The sequence below is a fragment of the Nocardioides sp. genome (assembly GCF_035429765.1).
In the GTDB taxonomy this organism is placed as follows: Bacteria; Actinomycetota; Actinomycetes; order Propionibacteriales; family Nocardioidaceae; genus Nocardioides.
Window position 1 is genome coordinate 1 of sequence record NZ_DAOMFK010000029.1, and the last position, 23,915, is coordinate 23,915.

Annotated in this window: 24 protein-coding genes; 5 read left to right on the plus strand and 19 right to left on the minus strand. The window is 72.2% G+C overall.

Annotation, left to right across the window (positions count from 1 at the left end; translation table 11 throughout):
• The 7 genes from PLP61_RS04990 to dop form a co-directional block, all read right to left on the minus strand.
• Positions 1-384, minus strand: a 384-nt coding sequence (locus PLP61_RS04990; RefSeq protein WP_324500968.1) for a proteasome accessory factor PafA2 family protein, incomplete at its 3' end; no start/stop codon positions are given.
• Between the two features lie 104 nt (positions 385-488).
• Positions 489-1,487 carry a hypothetical protein gene (locus PLP61_RS04995; protein WP_324500970.1) on the minus strand — a complete coding sequence of 333 codons (999 nt, stop codon included), beginning with the start codon at positions 1,485-1,487 and terminating at the stop codon, positions 489-491.
• A gap of 273 nt (positions 1,488-1,760) precedes the next feature.
• Positions 1,761-1,913: a hypothetical protein gene (locus PLP61_RS05000; protein WP_324500971.1), complete on the minus strand. Its 153-nt coding sequence runs from the start codon at positions 1,911-1,913 to the stop codon at positions 1,761-1,763.
• On the minus strand, positions 1,910-2,656 hold the full coding sequence (prcA, locus tag PLP61_RS05005) for a proteasome subunit alpha (RefSeq protein WP_324500973.1): 747 nt from the start codon (positions 2,654-2,656) through the stop codon (positions 1,910-1,912). The genes PLP61_RS05000 and prcA overlap by 4 nt, the downstream gene beginning before the upstream one ends.
• A gap of 27 nt (positions 2,657-2,683) precedes the next feature.
• Positions 2,684-3,517 (minus strand): proteasome subunit beta, encoded by an 834-nt coding sequence (gene prcB / locus PLP61_RS05010; protein ID WP_324500975.1) that lies wholly within the window; start codon positions 3,515-3,517, stop codon positions 2,684-2,686.
• A gap of 3 nt (positions 3,518-3,520) precedes the next feature.
• Positions 3,521-3,718, minus strand: coding sequence for a ubiquitin-like protein Pup (locus PLP61_RS05015; protein ID WP_324500977.1), 198 nt, complete (start codon positions 3,716-3,718; stop codon positions 3,521-3,523).
• Positions 3,719-3,727: 9 nt separating this feature from the next.
• Positions 3,728-5,245 (minus strand): depupylase/deamidase Dop, encoded by a 1,518-nt coding sequence (gene dop / locus PLP61_RS05020; RefSeq protein ID WP_324500979.1) that lies wholly within the window; start codon positions 5,243-5,245, stop codon positions 3,728-3,730.
• A 29-nt stretch (positions 5,246-5,274) separates the two neighbouring features.
• On the opposite strand from dop, the gene PLP61_RS05025 reads away from it, so the two are divergent.
• Positions 5,275-5,907, plus strand: coding sequence for a class I SAM-dependent methyltransferase (locus tag PLP61_RS05025; protein ID WP_324500982.1), 633 nt, complete (start codon positions 5,275-5,277; stop codon positions 5,905-5,907).
• The gene (locus PLP61_RS05030) at positions 5,904-6,662 is read left to right on the plus strand and encodes an MBL fold metallo-hydrolase (RefSeq protein WP_324500984.1); all 759 of its coding nucleotides are present in this window, start codon (positions 5,904-5,906) and stop codon (positions 6,660-6,662) included. Before PLP61_RS05025 ends, PLP61_RS05030 begins: the two co-directional genes overlap by 4 nt.
• 25 nt (positions 6,663-6,687) lie before the next feature.
• On the opposite strand, the gene arc is transcribed toward PLP61_RS05030, so the two are convergent.
• The 3 genes from arc to PLP61_RS05045 form a co-directional block, all read right to left on the minus strand.
• Positions 6,688-8,427 carry a proteasome ATPase gene (arc, locus tag PLP61_RS05035; protein ID WP_324500986.1) on the minus strand — a complete coding sequence of 580 codons (1,740 nt, stop codon included), beginning with the start codon at positions 8,425-8,427 and terminating at the stop codon, positions 6,688-6,690.
• A gap of 110 nt (positions 8,428-8,537) precedes the next feature.
• Positions 8,538-9,497: a tRNA (adenine-N1)-methyltransferase gene (locus PLP61_RS05040; protein ID WP_502888958.1), complete on the minus strand. Its 960-nt coding sequence runs from the start codon at positions 9,495-9,497 to the stop codon at positions 8,538-8,540.
• On the minus strand, positions 9,494-10,621 hold the full coding sequence (locus PLP61_RS05045) for a site-2 protease family protein (RefSeq protein WP_324500988.1): 1,128 nt from the start codon (positions 10,619-10,621) through the stop codon (positions 9,494-9,496). Before PLP61_RS05045 ends, PLP61_RS05040 begins: the two co-directional genes overlap by 4 nt.
• 109 nt (positions 10,622-10,730) lie before the next feature.
• Between PLP61_RS05045 and PLP61_RS05050 the strand changes: the two genes are divergently transcribed.
• The gene (locus tag PLP61_RS05050; RefSeq protein ID WP_324500990.1) at positions 10,731-11,585 is read left to right on the plus strand and encodes a RecB family exonuclease; all 855 of its coding nucleotides are present in this window, start codon (positions 10,731-10,733) and stop codon (positions 11,583-11,585) included.
• A 38-nt stretch (positions 11,586-11,623) separates the two neighbouring features.
• Here the strand turns inward: PLP61_RS05050 and PLP61_RS05055 are convergent, their stop codons facing one another.
• From PLP61_RS05055 to metH, 5 genes are all read right to left on the minus strand, one after another.
• On the minus strand, positions 11,624-12,274 hold the full coding sequence (locus PLP61_RS05055) for a response regulator (RefSeq protein WP_324500992.1): 651 nt from the start codon (positions 12,272-12,274) through the stop codon (positions 11,624-11,626).
• Entirely contained in the window at positions 12,271-13,554 is a 1,284-nt protein-coding gene (locus tag PLP61_RS05060) for a sensor histidine kinase (protein WP_324500994.1), read from the minus strand. Before PLP61_RS05060 ends, PLP61_RS05055 begins: the two co-directional genes overlap by 4 nt.
• A 54-nt stretch (positions 13,555-13,608) precedes the next feature.
• Positions 13,609-13,998 carry a hypothetical protein gene (locus PLP61_RS05065; RefSeq protein ID WP_324500996.1) on the minus strand — a complete coding sequence of 130 codons (390 nt, stop codon included), beginning with the start codon at positions 13,996-13,998 and terminating at the stop codon, positions 13,609-13,611.
• Positions 13,999-14,076: 78 nt separating this feature from the next.
• The gene (locus PLP61_RS05070) at positions 14,077-14,778 is read right to left on the minus strand and encodes an HAD family hydrolase (RefSeq protein WP_324500998.1); all 702 of its coding nucleotides are present in this window, start codon (positions 14,776-14,778) and stop codon (positions 14,077-14,079) included.
• A 4-nt stretch (positions 14,779-14,782) separates the two neighbouring features.
• A complete protein-coding gene (metH, locus tag PLP61_RS05075; protein ID WP_324501000.1) occupies positions 14,783-18,511 on the minus strand; it encodes a methionine synthase in 3,729 nt (1,242 codons plus the stop codon).
• A gap of 130 nt (positions 18,512-18,641) precedes the next feature.
• Between metH and PLP61_RS05080 the strand changes: the two genes are divergently transcribed.
• Positions 18,642-19,490: a PAC2 family protein gene (locus PLP61_RS05080; RefSeq protein ID WP_324501002.1), complete on the plus strand. Its 849-nt coding sequence runs from the start codon at positions 18,642-18,644 to the stop codon at positions 19,488-19,490.
• 12 nt (positions 19,491-19,502) lie between these two features.
• Here PLP61_RS05080 and mshC read toward each other — a convergent pair whose 3' ends face one another.
• From mshC to PLP61_RS05100, 4 genes are read right to left on the minus strand one after another with little or no spacing between them, the layout of a single operon-like run.
• Entirely contained in the window at positions 19,503-20,741 is a 1,239-nt protein-coding gene (mshC, locus tag PLP61_RS05085) for a cysteine--1-D-myo-inosityl 2-amino-2-deoxy-alpha-D-glucopyranoside ligase (protein WP_324501004.1), read from the minus strand.
• Positions 20,742-20,765: 24 nt separating this feature from the next.
• The gene (locus tag PLP61_RS05090; RefSeq protein ID WP_324501006.1) at positions 20,766-21,539 is read right to left on the minus strand and encodes an SCO1664 family protein; all 774 of its coding nucleotides are present in this window, start codon (positions 21,537-21,539) and stop codon (positions 20,766-20,768) included.
• 4 nt (positions 21,540-21,543) lie between these two features.
• Positions 21,544-22,119 carry a DUF3090 family protein gene (locus tag PLP61_RS05095; RefSeq protein WP_324501008.1) on the minus strand — a complete coding sequence of 192 codons (576 nt, stop codon included), beginning with the start codon at positions 22,117-22,119 and terminating at the stop codon, positions 21,544-21,546.
• 51 nt (positions 22,120-22,170) lie between these two features.
• A complete protein-coding gene (locus PLP61_RS05100) occupies positions 22,171-22,872 on the minus strand; it encodes an MSMEG_4193 family putative phosphomutase (RefSeq protein WP_324501009.1) in 702 nt (233 codons plus the stop codon).
• 34 nt (positions 22,873-22,906) lie between these two features.
• Here PLP61_RS05100 and corA point away from each other — a divergent pair, with 34 nt between their 5' ends.
• Positions 22,907-23,896, plus strand: a complete 990-nt coding sequence (gene corA / locus PLP61_RS05105; RefSeq protein WP_324501011.1) for a magnesium/cobalt transporter CorA — start codon at positions 22,907-22,909, stop codon at positions 23,894-23,896.
• Positions 23,897-23,915 lie beyond the last annotated feature (19 nt).

The window sequence follows — 23,915 nt, forward strand, 5'->3', positions numbered from 1 at the left end:
GACCAGGTAGTTCTCGTGGCAGCCGTAGGAGTTGCCGGCGGAGTCGGTGTTGTTCTTGAACAGGTAGATGTCGCCGGCGATGCCCTCGTCGTGGAGGCGCTGCTCGGCGTCGAGCAGCAGGCCCTCCAGCACCCGCTCCCCCGCCTTGTCGTGGGTCACCAGCTCGGCGATGTCGTCGCACTCGGGGGTGGCGTACTCCGGATGGCTGCCCACGTCGAGGTAGAGCCTCGCGCCGTTGCGCAGGAACACGTTGCTGCTGCGCCCCCAGCTCACCACCTTCCGGAACAGGTAGCGGGCGACCTCGTCCGGGCTGAGACGGCGCTGGCCCTTGAACGTGCACGTCACGCCGTACTCGTTCTCGATGCCGAAGATCCGCCGGTCCACGGGTCCACCCTAGACGGCTGTCGGGCGGCTGGCTGGCTTGTTCCCTCCGGGGTGCGGGTGGATCTCTGTGGTTTGGACCCAAACCACAGAGATTTGGGCAGTTCTCATGCAGTTCCGGTCCAATCGGCGTCGCGCCAGGCCCGCCGCCACCGGTTCACGACCCTGGCTCGGCCGGGTTCGGAGTACAGCGAATCGCTCACGAGTCGCCGCCACCGACGGAGTCGGTCGGCCCGATGCGGCCGATCCAGGGCCCTGTCCAGCTCATGCATGAGGACCGCAGGATGGTTCAGCAGGTCGTCGAGGGTGAACCCGCGGCGCTGGTACGCCGTGCCGGCCCAGCTCCTCTCGCGACGCAGGTCGGTCCTGTGCTGACGGGCCGAACGGTGGTGCGCCCCGTCGTACTCGTGCACGAACGTGGTGCCCCTGACCAGGAGGTCCGCTCGCCCCAGGAACCGGCCTCGATCGTCGAAGAGGTCGATCTGGGGATCGACGGTCACCTGCATGACCTCGTGGAAGACCCGGAGAAGGCTCTCGGCGCCTGACTCCGACGCGGGGTTGGCCAGCGCGTAGGCCTCCCGGAGCAGCCGCACCCCCGGGCGGCGGGTCTCCAGCAGGGCCTCGAGGCGCCTGCGATCCAGGTGGTGCATCGCCAGGGCCGAGTCGATCATGATCACCAGATCGAGCACACCGAGGTCCCGGGCCGCCCGCAGCAGTATCTCCTCGGCCCCCTCCACGGGAAGCCCGTGGCAGCTGGTCCCGGCGGCGGGGTGGGTCAACCGTGAGCAGATCAAGCCGGGACGGCGTGGGTTGAACTCACCGCGCACCGCCACGAAGACAGGCACTTGCTCCGGCAGCGCCGGCAGCTGCCAGCCCAGCAGGCGCGCCGCCGTCACGTGGGTGAACACCGCCCCCTCCGGGAGCATCAACCCGTACGCCTCCAGGTCGCGGATGAACTCGGCGTCCGGGGGCAGGTCGTCTCGAATCGTGCGGTAGAGCCCGTGGCTCACCCGCCGGTGCCCCACCAGGCGCACCTGTCCTCTGATGGGTACGTCGTCGCCGGATCCGGCGGCGGCCGCGTCCACTCGTCTCCTGATGTTGTCCATGGGCGCAGCCTGTCCGCAACCGAGCCTGTCCGACGCTGTGCCTGCGCAGACCTGTGCAGAGCCCGCTCGATGAGCGCGTTGTGGACGTGGCGTGGCCTCTATCCGCCCGTCTCGCCTGTCGTTTGGGTCCAATCGGCAACCGAAATGGGCGTGGGGCTGTGGTTTGGGTCCAAACCGCAGGCCCCGGGGCGAGGAGGGAGGGGGCAGGGAGGACCCGGGTGGTTCAGGGCGACGGAGGTCCGGGCCGTGGCGCCCACACGAACGGCACGCGGCTCACGGCGTTCGTCGGGGAGCGGGGACGACCACGTCGAGCCGGTCGGCGACGGACCCGGTCTCCTCCAGGAGCTCGCGCGTCCCCGCGGCGGCCACGCCCCCGCCCGCGTCGGCGATCCCGCCGAGGACCGAGGGCACGGGCCGGGCCCTCACGAAGCCGGGTCGTCGGCGGCGTCGTCCGGGTCCGGGGTCTCCGGGCCCCGGTCGCCCAACATCTCGCGCAGCCGTTCGCCGCGGATCCGGACGAACTTGCGCGGCTGGCTGCGGGTGCGGTCCAAGACGGCGACCTCGAGGTGGTCGGCCGGGATCACCCGGTCTCCGGCGTCGGAGTGGCCCAGCGCCGCCACGGCGACCCGCAGCGCCGTCGCGAGCGGCGCGCCCTCGGAGTAGTGCTCGCCGAGCGAGCGGGCGACGGTCTCGGAGGCTCCGCCCATCACGGCGAAGCCGTGCTCGTCGGCCACCTGCCCGTCGTAGGTGAGCCGGAAGATCTGGTCGTCCTCGGCGGTGTCGCCCACCTCGGCGACGAAGAGCTCGACCTCGTACGGCTTCTCCCCGCCCGAGGAGAAGATCGTGCCGAGGGTCTGGGCGTAGGCGTTCGCCAGTCCCCGCCCGGTGACGTCGCGCCGGTCGTAGGCGTAGCCGCGCATGTCCGCGAGCCGTACGCCGGCGATCCGCAGGTTCTCGAACTCGTTGTACCGGCCGACAGCCGCGAAGGCGATGCGGTCGTAGATCTCCGAGACCTTGTGCAGCGCCTGCGAGGGGTTCTCGGAGACGAACAGCACGCCGTCGGCGTACTGGACGATCACCACCGAGCGGCCGCGGGCGATGCCCTTGCGGGCGAAGTCGGCCCGGTCCTTCATCAGCTGCTCGGGTGAGACGTAGAACGGCATGCTCATGGGGTGGTCCTCGGGGTGGGAGCGCGGTCAGGTCAGCGGGGCGGCGGGGCCGTCGGGTCGGCCCATCCGGCCGGCGATCACCCGGTCGGCGATCTCGGCCACCTCGGCGTCGCCCAGCCGCCGACCGCCGTCGGCGTCGATCACGTGCACGACCGGGAAGATCCGCCGGGTCAGGTCCGGGCCGCCCGTGGCGGAGTCGTCGTCGGCGGCGTCGTAGAGCGCCTGCACCGTGGCGGTGACGCACTCGTCGGCGCTCAGGTCGTCGCGGTAGAGCTTCTTCAGCGAGCCGCGCGCGAACAGCGATCCGGAGCCCACGGAGTGGAAGGCGGTCTGCTCGTACCGGCCGCCGGTGACGTCGTAGGAGAAGATCCGCCCCTGGCCTGCGACCCGGTCGAACCCGGCGAACAGCGGCACCACGGCCAGCCCCTGCATCGCCATGCCGAGGTTCGCGCGGATCAGCGCGGCCAGCCGGTTGGCCTTGCCGTCCATCGACAGGCTGGAGCCCTCGATCTTCTCGTAGTGCTCCAGCTCGGTCTGGAACAGCCGGACCAGCTCGACCGCGAGGCCGGCGCTGCCGGCGATCCCCACCGCGGAGTACTCGTCGGCCGGGAACACCTTCTGGATGTCGCGCTGGGCGATGATGTTGCCCATCGTCGCCCGCCGGTCCCCCGACATCACCACGCCGCCGGCGAACGTGGCCGCCACGATGGTGGTGCCGTGCGGGGCGAGGTCGGCGGCGTGCCCCTGCGGCAGCGGACGCCGCGCGGGGAGCAGGTCGGGCGCCTGATGGGCGAGGAAGTCTGCGAACGAGGACGTGCCGGGTGCGAGGTACGCCGCCGGCAGGCGGGAGCCGTCGCTCACGGGCTACTCCCCGCCCTTCTGGATGAACGACTTCACGAAGTCCTCGGCGTTGGACTCCAGCACCTCGTCGATCTCGTCCAGGATCGCGTCGACGTCCTCGTCGAGAGCCTCCTTGCGCTCGGCCACGTCGGTCTCGGCCGTGGCCTCGGGGGCCTCTTCCGCACCCGTGGTCTTGCGCGGCTGCTTGTGTTCCTGTGCCATGGGACGACCTTATCCGGCCGAGCGTGACAGCGCGGCGAGCAGTGCCTCGGCGGTGTCACAGGAGTCCAGCAGCCTGCCCACGTGCGCCCTGCTCCCGCGCCAGGGATCGATGGTGGGCACCCGCTGCAGGGAGGTCCGCCCGGGCAGGTCGAAGATGACCGAGTCCCAGGAGGCTGCCGCGACCTGGTCGGCGTACTTCTCGAGGCAGCGGCCACGGAAGTAGGCGCGGGTCTCCTCCGGGGGATCGTGCATCGCGTCCTCGACCTGTGCGTCCTCGACCAGCCGGACGATGCGGCCGGAGGCCACCAGACGGTGGTAGAGGCCCTTCTCCGGGCGCAGGTCGGCGTACTGCAGGTCGATCAGGTGCAGCTTGGGGTCGTCCCAGTCGAGGCCGTCGCGGTCGCGGTACTGGGTCAGCAGCTTCAGCTTGGCGACCCAGTCCAGCTCGCCGGCGCACAGCATCGGGTCCCGCTCGAGCCGGTCGAGCACCGACTCCCAGCGCGCGAGCACGTCCAGGGTCTGCTCGTCGGCGTCGGAGCCGTAGCGGTCCTCGACGTGCTTGCGGGCCAGGTCGAGGTACTCCATCTGCAGCTGCACCGCGGTGAGCCTGCGGCCGTCGGTGAGCGTGACCAGGTGCCGCAGCGACGGGTCGTGCGAGACCGCGCGCAGCGCGCTGACGGGGGTCTCGACGGTGAGGTCGCCGGTGAGGAACCCGTCCTCGATCATCGCCAGCACCAGGGCGGTGGTCCCGACCTTGAGGTACGTCGAGACCTCGGCGAGGTTCGCGTCACCGATGATCACGTGCAGGCGGCGGTACTTGTCGGGGTCGGCGTGGGGCTCGTCGCGGGTGTTGATGATCGGGCGCTTCAAGGTCGTCTCCAGCCCCACCTCGACCTCGAAGTAGTCGGCCCGCTGGCTGACCTGGAACCCGTGCTCGCGGCCGTCCTGGCCGATGCCGACGCGGCCCGCACCGCAGACGACCTGGCGGCTGACGAAGAACGGCGTCAGGTGCCGCACGATGTCGGCGAAGGGTGTCGAGCGACGCATCAGGTAGTTCTCGTGCGCGCCGTAGGAGGCGCCCTTGTTGTCGGTGTTGTTCTTGTAGAGCAGGATCGGCGCGGCGCCGGGGATCTGGCCGGCGAGCCGGCTCGCGTCGAGCATCACCAGCTCCCCCGCCTTGTCCCACCGCACCACGTCCAGCGGCGTGGTCACCTCGGGCGTGGAGTACTCGGGGTGCGCGTGGTCCACGTAGAGCCGGGCGCCGTTGGTGAGGATCACGTTCGCCAGGCCGAGGTCCTCGTCGGTGAGCTGACTGGGGTCGGCCACCTGCCGGGACATGTCGAAGCCCCGGGCGTCGCGCAGCGGCGACTCCTCCTCGAAGTCCCACCGGGCCCGGCGTGCCTTCACCGTGGCCGAGGCGTAGGCGTTGACGACCTGGGAGGAGGCGACCATGGGGTTCGCCAAGGGCTGGCCCTGGACCGAGATGCCGTACTCCACCTCGGTTCCCACCACCCGCCGCACGCTCATGGTCGCCAGCCTACGCGTAGCCTTGCCGCATGGGTGTGTGGCGGGACCGGGCGCTCCCGCGGGTGACCGACGCCCTGCTGCGCGGTCACGACGTGGGCCGGCTGCGCGAGCGGACCTGCGCCGGGCTCTCCGGCGAGGTGCTCGAGATCGGCTTCGGCAGCGGGCTCAACGTCCGCTTCTACCCGCCCGAGGTCACCCTGGTCCACGCGGTGGAGCCCTCCGAGGTCGCCTGGGAGCTGTCCCACCGCCGCCGGCAGCGGGTGGCCACGACGATCGAGCACGGGGGTCTGGACGGCCAGCGGCTGGACGCGGAGGACGCGTCGTACGACGCGGTGCTCTCCACCTTCACGCTCTGCTCCATCCCCGACGTGCCGCAGGCGCTGGCGGAGGTACGCCGGGTGCTGCGACCCGGCGGCTGGCTGCACTTCCTCGAGCACGGTGCCGCGCCCGAGTCCGACGTGGCGGCCTGGCAGCGCCGGCTGGAACCGGTCCAGCGGCTCGTGGGCGGCGGCTGCCACCTGACCCGGGACGTCCCCGCCCTGCTCACGGCGGCGGGCCTCGAGGTCGTCGAGGTGGAGACCGGGTACCTGCCGGGGCCACGGCCCGGCCGGCCGTGGACCTACCTGTACCGCGGGCGGGCACGGGAGGCGACCGGCTCGTGATCCGGCTGACCTGGATCGGCCACGCGACGGTGGTGATCGACCTCGACGGGGTGCGGCTGGTGACCGACCCGCTGCTGCGCCGGCACGCCGGCCCGCTGCGCCGGATCGGCCCGCCCCCGGACCCTGCCGCGTGGGAGGACCCCGATGCCGTGCTGGTCTCCCACCTGCACGCCGACCACGCCTCGGTCGGCTCGTTGCGGAGGCTCACGGGCGTGCCGATGCTCACGGGGACGGCCAACGCACGCTGGCTGCGGGCCCGGGTCGGCGCCAGGGTCCCGGACCTGCCCGAGGACCGGTGGCGCGAGCTGGGCGACGTGGCCGTCCGGCTGGTCCGGGCCGACCACGCCGCCCGGCCCATGCCGCACCGTCCCAACGGCACCCACGGGCACCTCCTGCGCGGGCGGACGCAGACCGTGTGGTTCGCCGGGGACACCAGCGTCTACCCGGAGATGGCCGCGCTGCCCGAGCTGGCCGAGGGCCGGGTCGACGTGGCCCTGCTGCCGATCGCCGGCTGGGGACCACGGCTGTCCGCCGGGCACATGGGCCCCACCGAGGCCGTGGACGCCGTCGAGCTGGTCCGGCCGCGGGCGGTCCTGCCGATCCACCACGGCACCCTGCACCCGCCCGGCTTCGAGCTGGGCTCGCTGGACTGGATGCACCGCCCGCTGCGGGAGTTCGAGCGCCAGCTGGCCGAGCGCTGCCCCGAGGTCACCCTGCTCCGGGTGGGGCTGGGCGACTCCGTGGACGTGCCCTGACCCGTTCGCCGGCGCGGGCGCGGGGTCAGAGGTACTGGCCGGTGTTGGACACCGTGTCGATGGAGCGTCCCGGCTCGGTCCCCTGCTTGCCGGTGATGAGGGTACGGATGAACACGATCCGCTCCCCCTTCTTGCCGGAGATGCGGGCCCAGTCGTCGGGGTTGGTGGTGTTGGGCAGGTCCTCGTTCTCCTTGAACTCGTCCAGGCACGCCATCAGCATGTGCTGGACCCGCAGCCCGCGCTGGTCGTGCTCGAGAAGGTCCTTGATCGCCATCTTCTTGGCCCGGTCCACGATGTTCTGGATCATCGCCCCGGAGTTGAAGTCCTTGAAGTACAAGATCTCCTTGTCCCCGTTGGCGTAGGTGACCTCCAGGAACCGGTTGTCCTCCGACTCGGTGTACATCCGCTCCACGGTGGCGGTGATCATCCCGGCGACGCAGGCTTCCCGGTCCCCGCCGAACTCCGCGAGGTCGTCCTCGTGGAGCGGCAGGTCGGCGGTGAGGTACTTGCTGAAGATGTCGCGGGCGGCCTCCGCGTCGGGCCGCTCGATCTTGATCTTCACGTCCAGCCGCCCGGGTCGCAGGATCGCCGGGTCGATCATGTCCTCGCGGTTGGAGGCGCCGATCACCAGCACGTTCTCCAGCAGCTCGACCCCGTCGATCTCGCTCAGCAGCTGCGGGACGATGGTGTTCTCCACGTCCGAGGAGACCCCGGAGCCGCGGGTGCGGAAGAGCGAGTCCATCTCGTCGAAGAACACGATCACCGGGGTGCCGTGGCTGGCCTTCTCCCGGGCCCGCTGGAACACCAGCCGGATGTGCCGCTCGGTCTCCCCGACGTACTTGTTGAGCAGCTCGGGGCCCTTGATGTTCAAGAAGTAGGACTTGCCCTCCTGCCCGGTCCTGGCGGCGACCTTCTTGGCCAGCGAGTTGGCCACGGCCTTCGCGATCAGGGTCTTCCCGCAGCCGGGAGGACCGTAGAGCAGGACCCCCTTGGGTGGCTTGAGCTTGTGCTCGCGGAACAGGTCGGGGTGCAGGTAGGGCAGCTCCACGGCGTCGCGGATCTGGTCGATCTGTCCGGTGAGCCCGCCGATCGAGGTGTACTCGATGTCGGGGACCTCCTCCAGCACCAGCTCCTCGACCTCGGACTTGGGCACGCGCTCGTAGGCGAAGCCGGCCCGGGCGTCGAGCAGCAGCGAGTCGCCGGCGCGCAGCGTGGACTCGCGCAGCGGCGCGGCCAGCCGGACCACGCGTTCCTCGTCGGCGTTGGCGATGACCAGGGCCCGCTCGCCGTCGGCGAGCAGCTCCTTGAACATCACCACCTCGCCGACCTCCTCGAAGTCCATGGCGGCGACGACGTTGAGAGCCTCGTTCAGCATGACCTCCTGGCCACGCCGCAGTGCGTCGAGGTCGACCGCGGGGCTGACGTTGACCCGCAGCTTGCGTCCGCCGGTGAAGACGTCGATGGAGCCGTCGTCGTTGCGGGCCAGGAAGGTGCCGAAGCCCGCAGGCGGCTGGGCCAGCCGGTCGACCTCGTCCTTGAGCTTGGTGATCTGCTCCCGCGCCTCACGGAGGGTCTGCGCGAGACGCTCGTTCTGGCCGGTGACCGCGGCCAGGGACCGTTGCATGTCGGCGAGTCGGAGCTCCAGTCCCCGCGTGTGGGCGGGGGCGTCCCCCAGGCGACGGCGCAGCTCGGCCACCTCGCTCTCCAGGTACCGCACCTGGTCCTGGAGCTCCTGGTTGCTGCGTGGCGCGTTCGATGCCGACATCTCGTCACCTCCTCGATCAGATGCGAGACTACCCGCGTCGCGGTGGAACGTGGGCGACACTCCTGCGGCCGGCCACGATTTCGCGGCGGGCGCCCGCCCGGGAGGGCCGCTCAGCCGTCGTAGGGCTCCTCGGCGACCTGTGGCGGGAGCCACGGCGGACGGGGACCGGTGTAGTCAGCGCCGTAGGCCCCCGGCGCCGGCCGTCGCTTCTTCAGCGGCGCCCGCTGGCCGGGTGCCATCCGACGTGCGGTGACCAGGAACGCCGTGTGGCCGGTCATCGTGTGCCCGGGCCGGACGGCGAGCCCCTCGACGTGCCAGTCGCGGACCAGGGACTCCCAGGCGTGCGGCTCGGTGAACCCGCCGTGCGCCCGCAGCGTCTCCACGACCCGGCCCAGCTGGGTGGTCGTGGCCACGTAGGCGCACAGGACCCCGCCCGGCGTGAGGGCCTCCGCGACGGCGTCCACGCACTCCCACGGCGCGAGCATGTCGAGGATCACCCGGTCGGCGCGCTCCCCGGACGCCGGGAGGGCCTTCGCGAGGTCGCCGAGGGCCAGCCGCCAGGCCGGGTGCGGCCCGCCGAAGAACCGGGTGACGTTGGTGCGGGCGACCTCCGCGAACTCCTCGCGGCGCTCGAAGGAGAGCACCGAGCCGTGCGGGCCCACCGCCCGCAGCAGCGAGCAGGTCAGCGCTCCGGACCCCACGCCCGCCTCGACCACCCGGGCCCCGGGGAAGATGTCGGCGAGCGCCACGATCTGGGCGGAGTCCTTGGGGTAGACCACGGCCGCGCCTCGCGGCATCGAGACGACGAACTCGGCCAGCAGCGGACGGAACACCAGGTACTCCCCGCCGGCGGAGGAGGTGACGGTGAACCCCTCCTCCCGGCCGATCAGGTCGTCGTGCTCGAGGTGCCCGCGGTTGGTGAAGAACCGCTTGCCCGGCACCAGCTCCAGGTTGTGCCGGCGACCCTTCTGGTCGGTGAGCCGGACCCACTCCCCCGCGCGCAGGGCTCCCCGGTGCACGCCGGACCAGGCCTCCGGCGGGACGTCCGGCTCTACCGGTGCCCCGGTCACCTGGCTGCCCGGAACGCCCGGTCGACGTCGGCGGTGGCCAGCACCCCGTAGATGGAGCCGTCCGCCTCGAGCAGGAGGTACTCCTCGGCCGGGCGCCGGCTGATCGCCACGATGAGGTCCTCCCCCGCGATGTCCGCGGGGAGCGCGAGCCCGTCGTCGAGCGTGCGCGCGACCGTGGACACCGCCACCCAGGGGCGGCGGTCCTCGGGCGTGGCGAGCACGGCGGCCTCGCTGACGACGCCCACCGGGCGCCCGCCGGCGGTCACTGTGACGATGCTGCCGGCCTCGGCGTCCTGCGCCCGGCGTACGGCCTCCGCGAGGGGCAGGTCGGCCGGGACCGAGAGGGTCCGCCGCGCGAGCGCGCGTCCCACGAGGTGGGGGAGCTTGCGCCGCAGCCGCGCGGAGGCCATCGCGGCGGTGGCTCCGGACCAGAGGAAGGCGGCCACCACGAACGCCAGCACGTAGTCGATCACGGTGGGCGGGGTGCCGAACAGCGGCCGCTGCAGCAGCGGCCAGGCCAGCATCGCCACGGCGGCCAGCCGACCACCCCAGCCGGCGACGAGCGTGCCGCGGTGCACGTTGCCCGAGATTCCCCACACGACCGACTTGAGCACCCGCCCGCCGTCCAGCGGCAGTCCGGGCACCAGGTTGAGGAGGCCGACCAGCAGGTTGGCCACGACCAGGCCCTCCAGGCTCATCCGGAGCAGTCCGTCGGGGACCACGAGCAGCAGGGCCAGGGAGAACAGGCCCACCGCGAGCGAGGCCAGCGGGCCGACGATCGCGATGAAGAACTCCTGGCGCGGCCGGCGGGCCTCCCCCTCGATCGCGGTCACGCCGCCGAGGAAGTGCAGCGTGATCGAGCTGACCGGGAACCCGTAGTGACGGGCCATCGCGGCGTGCGCCGCCTCGTGCAGGAGCACGGAGAGGTAGAGCAGGACCGCGAACGCCAGTCCGACCACGTACTTCCACAGACCCAGCCCGGGCTGCACCTGCTCGGCGCGGGGGGCCAGGGCGACCGCGAGCAGGCCGGCGATCAGGAACCAGGACCCCGAGACCAGCACGTCGGCGCCGGCGATGCTGCCGATCCGCCACGTCCCCGGCGGACGCGGGGGTCGCTCGGGCACGTTCAGGGGTGCCTCTGGACCCGGATCTCGGCTGGCCACGGGGACGAGGCTATCCGACGGGCGGTCCGCAGCCGCAGGGCTGTCGGTGGGGTGACCTAGGGTGATCCGCATGAGCCAGGCACCGGATCTCGCCTCCCCGGCCGAGCGCGTCTCGACCCCGGTGGACGGCATCGAGGTGCTGGGGGCGCTCTCGCCCAGCCGGGCGGGGGACTTCATGACCTGCCCCCTGCTGTACCGGTTCCGCACCATCGACCGGCTGACCGAGCCGTCCTCGCCCGACGCGGTCCGGGGGACCCTGGTCCACAAGGTGCTCGAGGACCTGTTCGACCTGCCTGCGGTCGACCGCACGCCGGAGCGGGCGCGGCAGCTGCTGCTGCCGGCCTGGGAGGCGATGCTGGCCGCGGCGCCGGAGGTCGCCGAGATGTTCCTCGGGGCGGGCCCGGACCTCGACGGGTGGCTCTCCTCGTGCCGGGAGGTGCTCGACCGCTACTTCACCCTCGAGGACCCGCGCCGCCTGGAGCCGGCCGAGCGGGAGCTGTACGTCGAGGCGCTGCTCGGCTCTCGCCTGCTGCTGCGTGGGTTCGTGGACCGGCTGGACGTCTCCCCGACCGGGCTGCTGCGGGTGGTGGACTACAAGACCGGCCGCTCCCCCGCCCCGGGGCTCGAGGCCAGGGCCCTGTTCCAGATGAAGTTCTACGCCCTGGTCATCTGGCGCACCCACGGCGTGGTGCCGGCGATGCTGCAGCTGGTCTACCTGGGCAACGGCGAGATGCTCCGCTACGTCCCCGACGAGGCCGACCTGCTGGCCACCGAGCGGAAGGTCGAGGCCCTCTGGCGGGCGATCCGGACCGCCGAGGAGACCGGGGACTGGCGAGCGAGCCCCAGCCGGCTGTGCGACTGGTGCGCCCACCAGTCGCTGTGCCCCGCCTTCGGGGGCACACCGCCGCCGCTTCCGGTCGACTGACCTTTCTGCGCCGGCCCCAGGGGCAGGACGCTGACCGGCTACAGGCCCTGGCGCTCGGCCCAGAGCGCGGCCTGGGTGCGGTCGACCACGCCGATCCTGGCGAAGACCGAGGTCAGGTGGGCCTTCACCGTGCGCTCGCTGATCCCGAGCCTGCGGGCGATCTGCTTGTTGGCCAGCCCTTCCCGGACCAGCCGGAGCACCTCCGTCTCGCGCGGGGTGAGGTCCGGGGCCGGCGCCGCCGGGGTGCGCGCGCCCAGCAGCTGCCGGGCCGCCTTCGGGTGGATCGGCGACTCGCCACGGGTCACCGCGCGGATCCCGGCCAGGACCTCGTCGGGCTCGGCGTCCTTGAGGAGATAGCCGACCGCCCCGGCGTCCAGCGCGGCGACGATCCGCTCCGCGTCGGAGTAGGAGGTGAGCACCAGCACCTGGGAGCGTCCGAGCGCCGCGATCTCACGGGTGGCCGCGACGCCGTCGGTGCCGGGCATCTGCAGGTCCATGAGGACCACGTCGGGCCCGAGCTCGCGGGCCCGCACCACGGCCTCGGCCCCGTCGCCGGCGGTCGCCACGACCGCGAGGTCGGCAGCACCCTGCAGCAGCTGGACCAGCCCGGCTCGGACCACCGCGTGGTCGTCGACCACGAGCACCGTGATCGGCCTGGCGCCCGGCTGGTCCGACGTGGGATCGCTCATCGCTGTCTGTCCACCTCCATGTGCACCGTGGTGCCTCGTCCCGGGGCCGACCGCACCGTCAGCCGCCCTCCTGCGTCCTCGACCAGGCTGGTCAGCCCCCGCAGCCCGTAGTGCGCCGGGTCGGCCACCGCAGAGGGGTCGAAGCCCACGCCGTCGTCGACGACGTCGAGCACCAGTACCGGACCCTGCCCCTGGACGCTCACCCAGAGGTGGTCGGCCTCGGCGTGCCGGATCGCGTTGCGCACCGCCTCCTGCGCCACCCGCCACACCAGCGCCACCGTGGGGTCGGGAGTGCCGTCCACACCGCGCACCTCGACGCTGGCGTTGATCCCCGCCGAGGTCGCCGGGGCGGTGAGGTCCGCCAGGGCCGCCGAGAGTCCCTCGGCCCGCAGGTCGGGCGGGTGGATCTCGACGAGGAGTGAGCGCAACGAGCGCAGCCCGGCCCGCAGCGACCTGCCCGCCCGGTCCAGGGTGCTGCGCGCCTCCGCCGGGGTGGCGGGGTCGCGGGCCACCGCCGAGACCGAGAACGCGGTGCCCGCGAGGTCCTGGACGACCCCGTCGTGGAGATCGCGCGCGATCCGGCGCCGCTCGGCCGCAGAGGCGTCGATCGCTGCCACCAGCAGGCGTTCCCGGTCCCGGGCGGCCCGGGTGAGCCGCCGGGTCAGCATCCAGATCATCGGGGTGGCGAGGGCGAGCATCGCCAGCAGCGCACCGACGGTGATCCGGCGGAAGGGCAGGAACACGTCCTGGCGACGCTGGTCGATGTCGGCGGCCGAGTAGTACGCCTCGAAGAGCAGCGGCTCGCCCTCGGGCGAGTGAATCCGCGTGTAGACCTCGACGAGCCCGCCGCTGCCGCGCTCAAACCGGTTCTCGGGCTTGGTCAGGTCCGACACCTCGGCCTCGATGCCGCCGTGCTGGAGGATCTCGCGCTCCTCGGTGCCGAGCGGGTAGCGGCTGCCGATCAGCTCGGTGCGGTCGGAGTAGACGATGCGGCCGTCGGCCGCCCAGATCTTGATCCGCCGAACGTCTCCGACCAGCAGCCGGTCCAGGACCTCCCGGTCGAACCGGTCGAGGGCACCGGCCCGGTCGGCGACCAGGCCCGGCCGCAGGGCGGGCTCGGCCACCGACCGGGCGAGCACCTGGGTGGTGTGCCGGGCGTCCACCAGCGCCTCCTTGTTGGCGGCGCGGTCGGCCAGCACGGTGGTCGCGACCACGAGCGCCAGGAAGAGCAGGAAGCCGGTGGCCAGGAACTGCACCACCGGGTTCCGGACGAGCTTCACCAGACGGACCCCTTCCAGTGCGGGTCAGGATAGTCGCGAGGCCGAGCCGCCGGCTCAGAACGCCAGGGTGCCGCGGCAGACCTCTCCCGAGCGTCCGTGGACCGCCCGGAACACGAAACGGTCCGTCCCGGCCAGGTCGACCATCGCCCGCTCCACGGAGAACGACCCGCTCGGCCCTGAGGTGGTGGACCGTCCGCGGGCCGACATCGTGCCGTTGTGGAGGATCCGCCAGCGCCAGACCTGGCCGCTCACGTTGCTGTCGATCTCGCCCTCGAACTCGAGGCGCCCGTCGCGGGCCTTGGCCTTGGTCTTCCAGTCGGTGCTGCCCGAGCAGCTGCCGGTGCGCACGACCGTGTCGTCCCCCGCGTGGGCGGGGGCGACGGTGAGCGCGGCGAGCGCAGCGGTGGCGGCGGTGCCGGTGGCGAGGATGCGGATGAGGGTCATGGTGTGCCTCCTGGGTGGGTGTGGTTGACACCCAGAGCCTCCGCGAGACGAGGTCGCACCCGCCATCGGTCGGTGGTACTACGACCCTCCGGTCTCCAGGGACCGGAGCGCGGCGGTGTCCAGGCCGGTGAGCGAGTCGGCGAAGACCCGCCGCTCCCCCTCGAGCACCGGCACGTGGTGGGGGACCACCAGGACCGTGCGGCAGCCGGCCGCGACGGCGCTGCGGGCCCCCGTGTTGGAGTCCTCGATCGCCAGGCACCGGCTGGGGTGGACACCCAGGCCGTGCGCCGCCTTCAGGTAGGGCTCGGGGTGGGGCTTGCCGTGGGAGACCGCGTCGCCGGTGACCACCTCCGCGAAGGAGCCGGACGGCAGGCTGTCCAGGATCGGGGTGACGAACCGCAGGTAGGACATCGTGACCAGCGCACAGGGGATGCCGTGCCTCCGCAGGTCGGCCAGCAGCTCGGTCGCGCCGGGCCGCCAGGGCACCCGCTGCTGGACCCGCGCCACCACCCCGTCGAGCAGGTGCTCCACGATCTCGGCAGGCTCGAGGTCCACCCCCATGTGCTCGCGGATGTACCGGCCGGAGGAGATCAGGTCGTTGCCGACGAGGTTCAGGGCGTGCTCGTCGCTCCAGGCGCCGCCGTACTCCTCGGCGAGTGCGTACTCGGTGGCGATCCAGTACGGCTCGGTGTCGACCAGGGTGCCGTCCATGTCCCACAGCACCGCCGACGGCCAGTCGGCCGCGTGGTGCCAGCCCTCGGCGTCCTCGGCGGGTGGCACGCCGTCAGTCCTCGGGGTCGTAGCCCAGATGGGCCGACAGCCACCGCTCCGCCTCCGGGAGGCCCCAGCCCCGGCGGCCGGCGTACTCCTCGACCTGGTCCCGCCCGAGCCGGCCCACCGCGAAGTACTGCGACTGGGGGTGGGCGAAGTACCACCCGGACACGCTCGCACCCGGCCACATCGCCATCGACTCGGTAAGCCGGATGCCGGTGGCGGTCTCGACGTCGAGGAGCTGCCAGAGGTCCTGCTTCCCCGTGTGGTCGGGGCAGGCCGGGTAGCCGGGGGCCGGCCGGATGCCGACGTAGCGCTCCCGGAGCAGGTCCTCGGCGGTGGCCTCCTCGTCGGGGGCGTAGCCCCACAGGTCGGTCCGCACGAGCTGGTGCAACCGCTCGGCGAAGGCCTCCGCGAGCCGGTCGGACAGTGCCTCGAGCATGATCGCGGAGTAGTCGTCCAGCGCCTCCTTGAACTCCGTCACCTTCTCGCGCATCCCGAGGCCCGCGGTCACCGCGAACGCGCCGACGTAGTCGGGGACGCCGCTGCCGCGTGGCGCCACGAAGTCCGACAGTGCCTTGTTGGCGACTCCGTCACGGTGCTCGCCCTGCTGGCGCAGGCAGTGGATGGTGGCCCGGACCCGGCTGCGGGTCTCGTCGGTGAACGTCACGATGTCGTCGCCCTCGGCGGCCGCCGGGAAGAAGCCGGCGACGCCCCGGGCGCGGACCCAGCGCTCCGCGATCAGCCGGTCCAGCATCTCCTGGGCGTCGTCGAAGAGCCGGCGCGCCGCCTCCCCGCTGGTCGGGTGATCCAGGATGTCGGGGTACCGGCCCTTCATCTCCCAGGCGTTGAAGAACGGCTGCCAGTCGATGTAGCCGCGCAGCTCGGCCAGGTCGTAGTCCTCGAACACGTGCGGACCCGGGTGCGCCGGGGGTGGCGGTGGCCGGGTCCAGTCGACCTGCGGCCGGTTGGCACGCGCCACCTCGAGCGGGACCAGCGCCCGGTCGTGCCGCTGGGAGTGCCGGGCGCGCAGCGCGTCGAAGTCGGCGCGCACCTGGGCCATCAGCTCCGGGCGCTGCGCCTCGCTCAGCAGGGCCGACGCGACCGGGACCGACCGGGAGGCGTCCTTCACCCAGACCACCGGCCCGTCGTACCGCGGGTCGACCTTGACGGCGGTGTGCGCGCGGCTGGTGGTCGCGCCGCCGACCAGAAGAGGGATCGACATTCCCTGCCGCTGCATCTCCGAGGCCACGTTGACCATCTCGTCAAGCGACGGGGTGATCAGGCCGGAGAGGCCGATCAGGTCCGCGCCCACCTCACGCGCGGTGTCCAGGATCTTCTGGGCCGGGACCATCACGCCGAGGTCGATCACCTCGTAGTTGTTGCACTGCAGGACCACGCCGACGATGTTCTTCCCGATGTCGTGGACGTCGCCCTTCACGGTGGCCATCACGATGGTGCCGGTGCTGCCTGTGCCGGCGGTCAGCTCCGGGTCAGCGGCCTGCTCGGCCTCGATGAAGGGGATCAGGTGGGCGACGGCCTTCTTCATCACCCGGGCGGACTTCACCACCTGGGGCAGGAACATCTTGCCGGCGCCGAACAGGTCGCCGACGACGTTCATGCCGGCCATCAGCGGCCCTTCGATCACCTCGATCGGCTGACCCCCCCGCGCGGCGATCTGCTGACGGAGGAGCTCGGTGTCGTCCTCGATGTGGGCGTCGAGACCCTTCACCAGGGCGTGGGTGATGCGCTCCTCCACGGGCATCTCGCGCCAGGCGTCGACCGCCTCCTCGGTGGCGGTGGCCGTGACGTTGTGCGTCTCGGCGATCTCCAGCAGGCGGTCGGTGGCATCGGGGCGCCGGTTGAGGATCACGTCCTCGACCCGCTCGCGCAGCTCGGGAGCGACCTCGTCGTAGACCGCCAGCGCACCGGCGTTGACGATGCCCATGTCCAGGCCGGCCCGGATGGCGTGGTAGAGGAACACCGCGTGGATCGCCTCTCGGACCGGGTTGTTGCCGCGGAAGGAGAAGCTCACGTTGGAGATGCCGCCCGAGACGAGGGCGCCGGGCAGGTTCTGCTTGATCCAGCGGGTGGCCTCGATGAAGTCCAGCCCGTAGGAGGCGTGCTCCTCGATGCCTGTCGCGACCGCGAACACGTTCGGGTCGAAGATGAGGTCCTCGGGGGCGAACCCGACCTCCTCGGTGAGGATGCGGTAGGCCCGCGCACAGACCTGCCGGCGGCGCTCGAGCGTGTCGGCCTGCCCGTTCTCGTCGAACGCCATGACCACCACGGCTGCGCCGTACTTGCGGCACAGCCGGGCCTGGGCGCGGAAGCTCTCCTCGCCCTCCTTGAGGGAGATGGAGTTCACCACGGACTTCCCCTGCACGCACTTCAGCCCGGCCTCGATCACCTCCCACTTGGAGGAGTCGACCATCACGGGGACCCGGGAGATGTCGGGCTCGGCCGCCACCAGCTTCAAGAAGCGGTCCATCGCCGCGACCCCGTCGATCATCCCCTCGTCCATGTTGACATCGATGACCTGGGCGCCGCTCTCCACCTGCTGGGCCGCCACCCCGAGCGCGGTGTCGTAGTCGCCGTTCTTGATCAGCGTCCGGAACCGCGCCGACCCGGTGATGTTGGTGCGCTCGCCCACGTTGACGAAGAGGCTGTCCGCGGTGATGTTCAGCGGCTCCAGCCCCGACAGCCGCAGGGCCGGCGCGGGCCGGGCCAGAGGCCGCGGCCTGGCGCCCTTGACCGCATGCGCCAGCGCCTCCACGTGCGCAGGGGTGGTGCCGCAGCAGCCACCGACCAGGTTGACCAGCCCGCTGGCGGCGAACTCCTCGAGCACCCCGGCGAACTGCGCCGGCGTGTCGTCGTACTCGCCGAACTCGTTGGGCAGGCCGTTGTTGGGGTGGGTGGAGACGTGGCAGTCGGCGAGCCTGCTGAGCTCGGCGACGTACGGCCGGATCTCTGCTGCCCCGAGCGCGCAGTTGAGGCCGATGGCGAGCGGTCGCACGTGACGCACCGAGTTCCAGAACGCCTCGGTCTGCTGGCCGGAGAGCGTGCGGCCCGAGGCGTCGGTGATGGTGCCCGAGATGATCACCGGCCAGCGCCGGCCGTGCTCCTCGAAGAGGGTCTCGACGGCGAAGATCGCGGCCTTGGCGTTGAGGGTGTCGAAGACGGTCTCGACCATCAACAGGTCCGCGCCCCCCTCGACCAGGCCGCGGGCCTGCTCGAGGTAGCTCTCCACCAGCTCGTCGAAGCTGACGTTGCGCGCACCGGGGTCGTTGACGTCCGGGCTGATCGAGGCGGTCCGGTTCGTGGGGCCGAGGGCGCCGGCGACGAACCGGGGCTTCTCGGGGGTGAGCGCCGTGACGGCGTCGGCCGCCTCCCGGGCAAGGCCGGCCGCGGCGCGGTTCATCTCGAGGCAGACCGTCTCCAGCCCGTAGTCGGCCTGGGAGACCCGCGAGGCGGTGAAGGTGTTGGTGGTGACGATGTCGGCACCCACGTCGAGGTAGTCGCGGTGGATCTGCCGGATCAGGTCGGGACGGGTGAGCGAGAGCAGGTCGGTGTTCCCGCGCAGGTCCTGCTCGGCCTCGGCCCAGCGGTCTCCGCGGTAGTCGGCCTCGGAGAGCCGGTGCGACTGGACCATCGTGCCCATGGCCCCGTCGATGATCAGGATGCGCTCACGCAGCAGCGCGGTGAGCGTCTCGGTGGCATCGGGACGGACGGCGACAGTCACGGCATCCTCTCGCGCGCGGAGTGGTCGGCGGTCCAGGCTAACCCCCGAGGGTCCACCTGGTGGACAACTTTCCCGCATGGTGACACCCAAGGCAGGCCCTGCGGTAATCCGCGGCGACTAGGCTGGCCGCGTGATCGAGATCGACGACGTGACCGGCCTGGTCAACCCGGTGGTCATCGCGGCCTTCGAAGGCTGGAACGATGCGGCGGACGCGGCCTCCTCGGTGGTGGACCACCTGATGCGGGTCTGGGAGGCCCAGGTCGTGGGCGCGGTCGACCCCGAGGACTTCTACGACTTCCAGGTGAACCGGCCGGCGGTCGGGACCGACGAGCGGGGGCACCGCAGGATCACTTGGCCCTCGACCAGGATCGCCGTCGCCTCGCCCCCCGACCTGCAGCGTGACGTCATCCTGGTCCGCGGCATCGAGCCGAACATGCGTTGGCGGCAGTTCACCGCCGAGCTGCTGGCTGCGTGCGACGACCTCGGCGGCGAGCTGGTGGTCACTCTGGGGGCGCTTCTCGCCGACTCCCCGCACACCCGACCGATCCCGGTCTCGGGAACCGCCAGCGAACCTGACCTGGTCGACCGGCTCAAGCTCGAGCAGTCGACCTACGAAGGGCCGACCGGCATCGTGGGCGTGCTGCAGGACGCCTGCGCACGGTTGGACATCCCCAGCGTGTCCTACTGGGCGGCCGTCCCGCACTACGTCGCGCAGCCGCCGTGCCCGAAGGCGACGCTGGCGCTGATCGGCGTGCTCGAGGACCTGCTGGAGACCAGCATCCCGCTCGGTGACCTGCCCGAGGACGCGCGGGCCTGGGAGCGGGGCGTGGACGAGCTCGCGGAGGAGGACGAGGACATCGCCGACTACGTCCGCGCCCTGGAGGAGGCCCGCGACACCACCGAGCTTCCCGAGGCCTCCGGGGAGGCGATCGCCCGCGAGTTCGAGCGCTACCTCAAGCGCAAGGAGGGCGAGGCCTGAGGGGGTGCTGCCTCACAGCGCCAGGCCGAGCGCTGCGTCGAGGACGTCCCGCATCGGGGGTTCCGCCGCTGGGTCGGCCTCGGGTGCCGAGTCGGGGGCGGTGAGCGTGGCGTCGGCCCACTCCTGGACGGCGGCGACCGCCCGCGGCGCGTCCAGGTCGTCGGCCAGCGCGGCCAGGACCTCCGCGACGTACGCTGCGACGCCCACGACCGGGCCGCACGCCAGCGCCTCGCGCCACCGGCCGAGCTGGGCGGCGGCCTCGGCCAGCGTCTGGGAGCGGTACTCCCAGTCCTCCCGGTAGTGGTGCTGCAGGAGGGTGAGCCGGATCGCCATCGGGTCCACCCCGGCGTCGCGCAGCGCCGACACGAAGACCAGGTTCCCGCGGGACTTCGACATCTTCTCGCCCTGGTACCCCACCATGCCGGTGTGCACGTAGGTCCGGGCGAACGCGCAGCCCGGGCCCACCGCCTGGGTGTGGGCGGCGCTCATCTCGTGGTGGGGGAAGATCAGGTCGCTCCCGCCGCCCTGCACGTCGAACCCCGCCCCGAGGTGGGCCATCGCGATCGCGCTGCACTCGATGTGCCAGCCGGGGCGGCCACGGCCGAAGGGGGAGTCCCAGGCCGGTTCCCCGGGCCGCTCCGCCCGCCAGAGCAGGGCGTCGAGGGGGTCCCGCTTGCCGGGCCGGTCCGGGTCGCCCCCACGCTCCGGGAAGAGGTGCAGCATCTCCTCACGCAGCATCGAGGAGACGTCACCGAAGGTCTCGTCGGCCGCCACCGAGTAGTACAGGTCCTCGTCCACCCGGTAGGTGGCCCCCGCGGCCACCAACCTCTCGATCTGACCGACCACCAGCGGGATCGCCTCCACCACACCGACGTAGTGGTCCGGGGGCAGCACGCGTAGCGCGGTCATGTCCTGGCGGAACAGCTCGGTCTCCCGCTCGGCCAGCGCCGTCCAGTCCACCCCGTCCCGCGCTGCGCGCTCCAGCAGTGGGTCGTCGACGTCGGTGACGTTCTGGACGTAGACGACGTCGTGCCCGGCGTTGCGCCAGGCCCGGTTGAGCAGGTCGAAGGCGACGTACGTCGCCGCGTGGCCCAGATGCGTGGCGTCGTAGGGGGTGATGCCGCACACGTACAGCCGTGCCGGGCCCTGCGGCTCGGTGAGCACGGTGCTGCCCGTGCTGGTGTCGTGGACCCGGACCGGCGGACCGGCCGTCCCGAGCACCGGAACGGGCGGGCTGGGCCAGGTGCGCATGGTGGGAAGCCTAGCCAAGCAGCCTCAGAACGGCGGCCACGGGATCGCCGGCCACTGGCCGCCCGGAGCGGGCAGCGTTCCTCGCCGCGCGAGCGTCTCACTGCGGCGGGCGAGGGCCTCGACCTCCTGCGCCGACACCAGGGCCTCCAGCGAGTCCGAGAGCGCGCCGCCGAGCGCCTGCCGCAGCTGGTGAACGCCGTCGTGCTCCTCGGCCGACAGCGGCTCGCCCAGCCAGCCCCAGAGCACGGTGCGCAGCTTGTTCTCCACGTGGAAGGTGACGCCGTGGTCCACGCCGTAGCGGTGCCCGTCCGGCATGGCCAGGACGTGCCCGCCCTTGCGGTCAGCGTTGTTGACCAGGACGTCGAACACCGCCATCCGGCGCAGCGGCTCACTGTCCTCGTGGACCAGCGAGACCGGTCGGTCGTGCCCGTCGAGCCCGTCGAAGACCCGGCGCCAGCCGGGTGGCACGTGGCCCTCCGGCACGAGGTCGACCGCGACGGCCTCCTCGTCGGGCTCCTGCCAGACCTGGACCATGCCCGGCCCGTGCGGCCCCTCGCGCAGGAACGTGAGCGGCACGACGTTCCACCCCAGGGCCTCCGAGACGAGGTAGGCCGCGACCTCGCGGCCGGCCAGGGTGCCGTCGGGGAAGTCCCACAGCGGCCGCTCTCCCGCGACCGGCTTGTAGACCACCGTGGTCATCTCGACCCGGCCGACGAAGGTCGCGTTCGAGGCGGGCATCACCCGGCCGTGCAGCACCAGCTCGCCGGTCAGCAGCCCGGCGGGCACCCCTGCGGTCACGGCGTCAGGGGTCCCGCCGACGGAACCCGTTGGCACGCACGCACAGGTGGCCGTCGGCAGAGACAGGGCCCCCGCAGAAGGGGCAGCTGGGCCGACCGGCACCGACGACGCGCTCGGCACGCTGGACGAACGCCCGGGCCGCGGCCGGTGCGAGACGGACCAGCAGCAGCTCGTCGGGCTCGGGCTCGACCACCTCTTCGTCGAGCTGGTCGGGGCTGACGACCGCCGCCTCGCTGAAGGGGAACACCTCCACCACGATCCGCTCGTCTCCCGGGTCCCACGACAGCGTCATGGTCCCGGCCCGGAACTCCTCCTCGATCGGCTGCTCGAGGGGCTCGGAGTCCTCGCTCGACAGGGGGGCCACCGCCGGGATCACCGTGCGCGCGGCAGAGTCCGACATCAGCGCGTCGAGCAGCTGGTCCATCCGCTCTGCCAGCGCGGCGACCTGCTGCTTCTCCAGCGCCACGCTGACCAGCCGCGCGCCCTCGCGGGCCTGGAGGAAGAAGGTGCGGGAGCCGGGCTCGCCGACCGTCCCGGCGACGAATCGCTCGGGGGGATCGAAGGCGTGCACGACAGGCATGGCTCCCACCTTATGCCGCGCCCGCGGAGCAGGCTTCCGTCGCGCGCTGCGTCACAGTGCCCCGGGTCCGGATCCGCCCCCGACCGTCGCGCCCCGCTGCGGGCGTCGCCGCTGCGGGGCGGCCAGCCAGGCCAGCGGCCCCTCGTGGGTGTTGACGCCCAGCACGAAGGGATGAGGGGCGCCGTAGCGCACGATCGAGACCGAGGCCGGGTCCACGTGCAGCCGCTGGAAGAGGTCCAGGTGCATGCCGAGCGCGTCAGCGAGCACGGCCTTGATGACGTCCCCGTGGCTGACGGCCGCCCACACGGCGCCCGCGCCGTGCTCGGCCTCGATGCGCGCGTCGTGACGACGTACCGCCGCCACCGCCCGCGACTGCATCGCCGTCATGGACTCCCCGCCGGGGAACGTCGCCGCCGAGGGCTGCGCCTGCACGGTGCGCCACAGCTTCTCGCGGGTCAGCTCCTTCAGGCGACGTCCCTCCCACTCCCCGTAGTCGCACTCGGTGAGGCTGCGGTCGGTCCGGACCGCGGGCGCAGGGTCGAGGACCGCGGCCAGCGCCCGAGCGGTCTCCCGGCAGCGGGTCAGCGGGCTGCTCACCACCTCCGCCAGGCGCAGCCCCTGCAGCCGCGCCGCGGCACGCCGGGCCTGACCGAGGCCCGTCTCGTCGAGCTGCACGCCCGCCAACCGCCCGGCCAGCACCCCCGAGGTGTTCGCCGTGGAGCGGCCGTGTCGGACCAGGAGGACGGTTGCCATACCGCGGGACTCTAGTGGGGCTAGCCTCAGGCTCGTGATCGTCGACTGCGCCCTCTACCACCGCGGGACCCGCGTAGCGGCAGCATCGCACCCCCGGAACCTGGCCGAGCTCGGCGAGCTGCGGTCGCTGGCCCAGGAGCCGGGCGACTTCATCTGGGTGGGGCTGCACGAGCCGAGCGAGCCCGAGATCGAGGACGTCGCCATCGCTTTCGGGCTGCACCCGCTGGCCGTGGAGGACGCCATCAACGCCCATCAGCGGCCCAAGCTGGAGCTCTACGAGGGTTCCCTCTTCCTCACCGTCAAGACGGTCTGGTACGTCGACGAGGAGGACGCCGTCGAGACCGGCGAGATCAACATCTTCATGGGGCCGGACTTCGTGGTGACGGTCCGGCACGGTGAGGGCTCCGAGCTGAGCCAGTCACGTGCGCTGCTGGAGAACCGTCAGGAGCTGCTCTCCCACGGGCCCGCGTCGGTGGTGTACGCCGTGTGCGACCTGGTGGTCGACGCCTACGAGTCGGTCGCGGCGGCGCTCGAGATGGACGTCGACGAGGTGGAGACGTCGGTGTTCTCCCAGGAGCGCACCCGCGACTCCGCCCGGATCTACGTGCTCAAGCGCGAGATCGCCGAGATGCGTCGCGCGGTGCTGCCGCTTCGCGACCCGGTCCGCCGGCTGGCCACGGGTCAGGTGCCCGGAGTGCCCCCCGAGACCGGCCCGTTCTTCCGGGACGTGGCCGACCACCTGGTCCGGGTGTCGGAGACCATCGACTCCCTCGACCTGCTGCTCTCCGCGGTGTTCGAGGCCCACCTGGCCGGCATCTCGGTGCAGCAGAACGAGGACATGCGCAAGATCTCCGCCGGCGTCGGCCTGGTCGCGGTTCCGACGCTGATCGCCGGCGTGTACGGCATGAACTTCCGGCAGATGCCCGAGCTGGGGTGGGAGGCGGGCTACCCGATGGCCATCACCCTGATGGTGGTCAGCTCGGTGGCGCTGTGGATCTTCTTCAAGCGCTCGGGCTGGCTGTAGCCAGAGCGGAAGTTCTCAG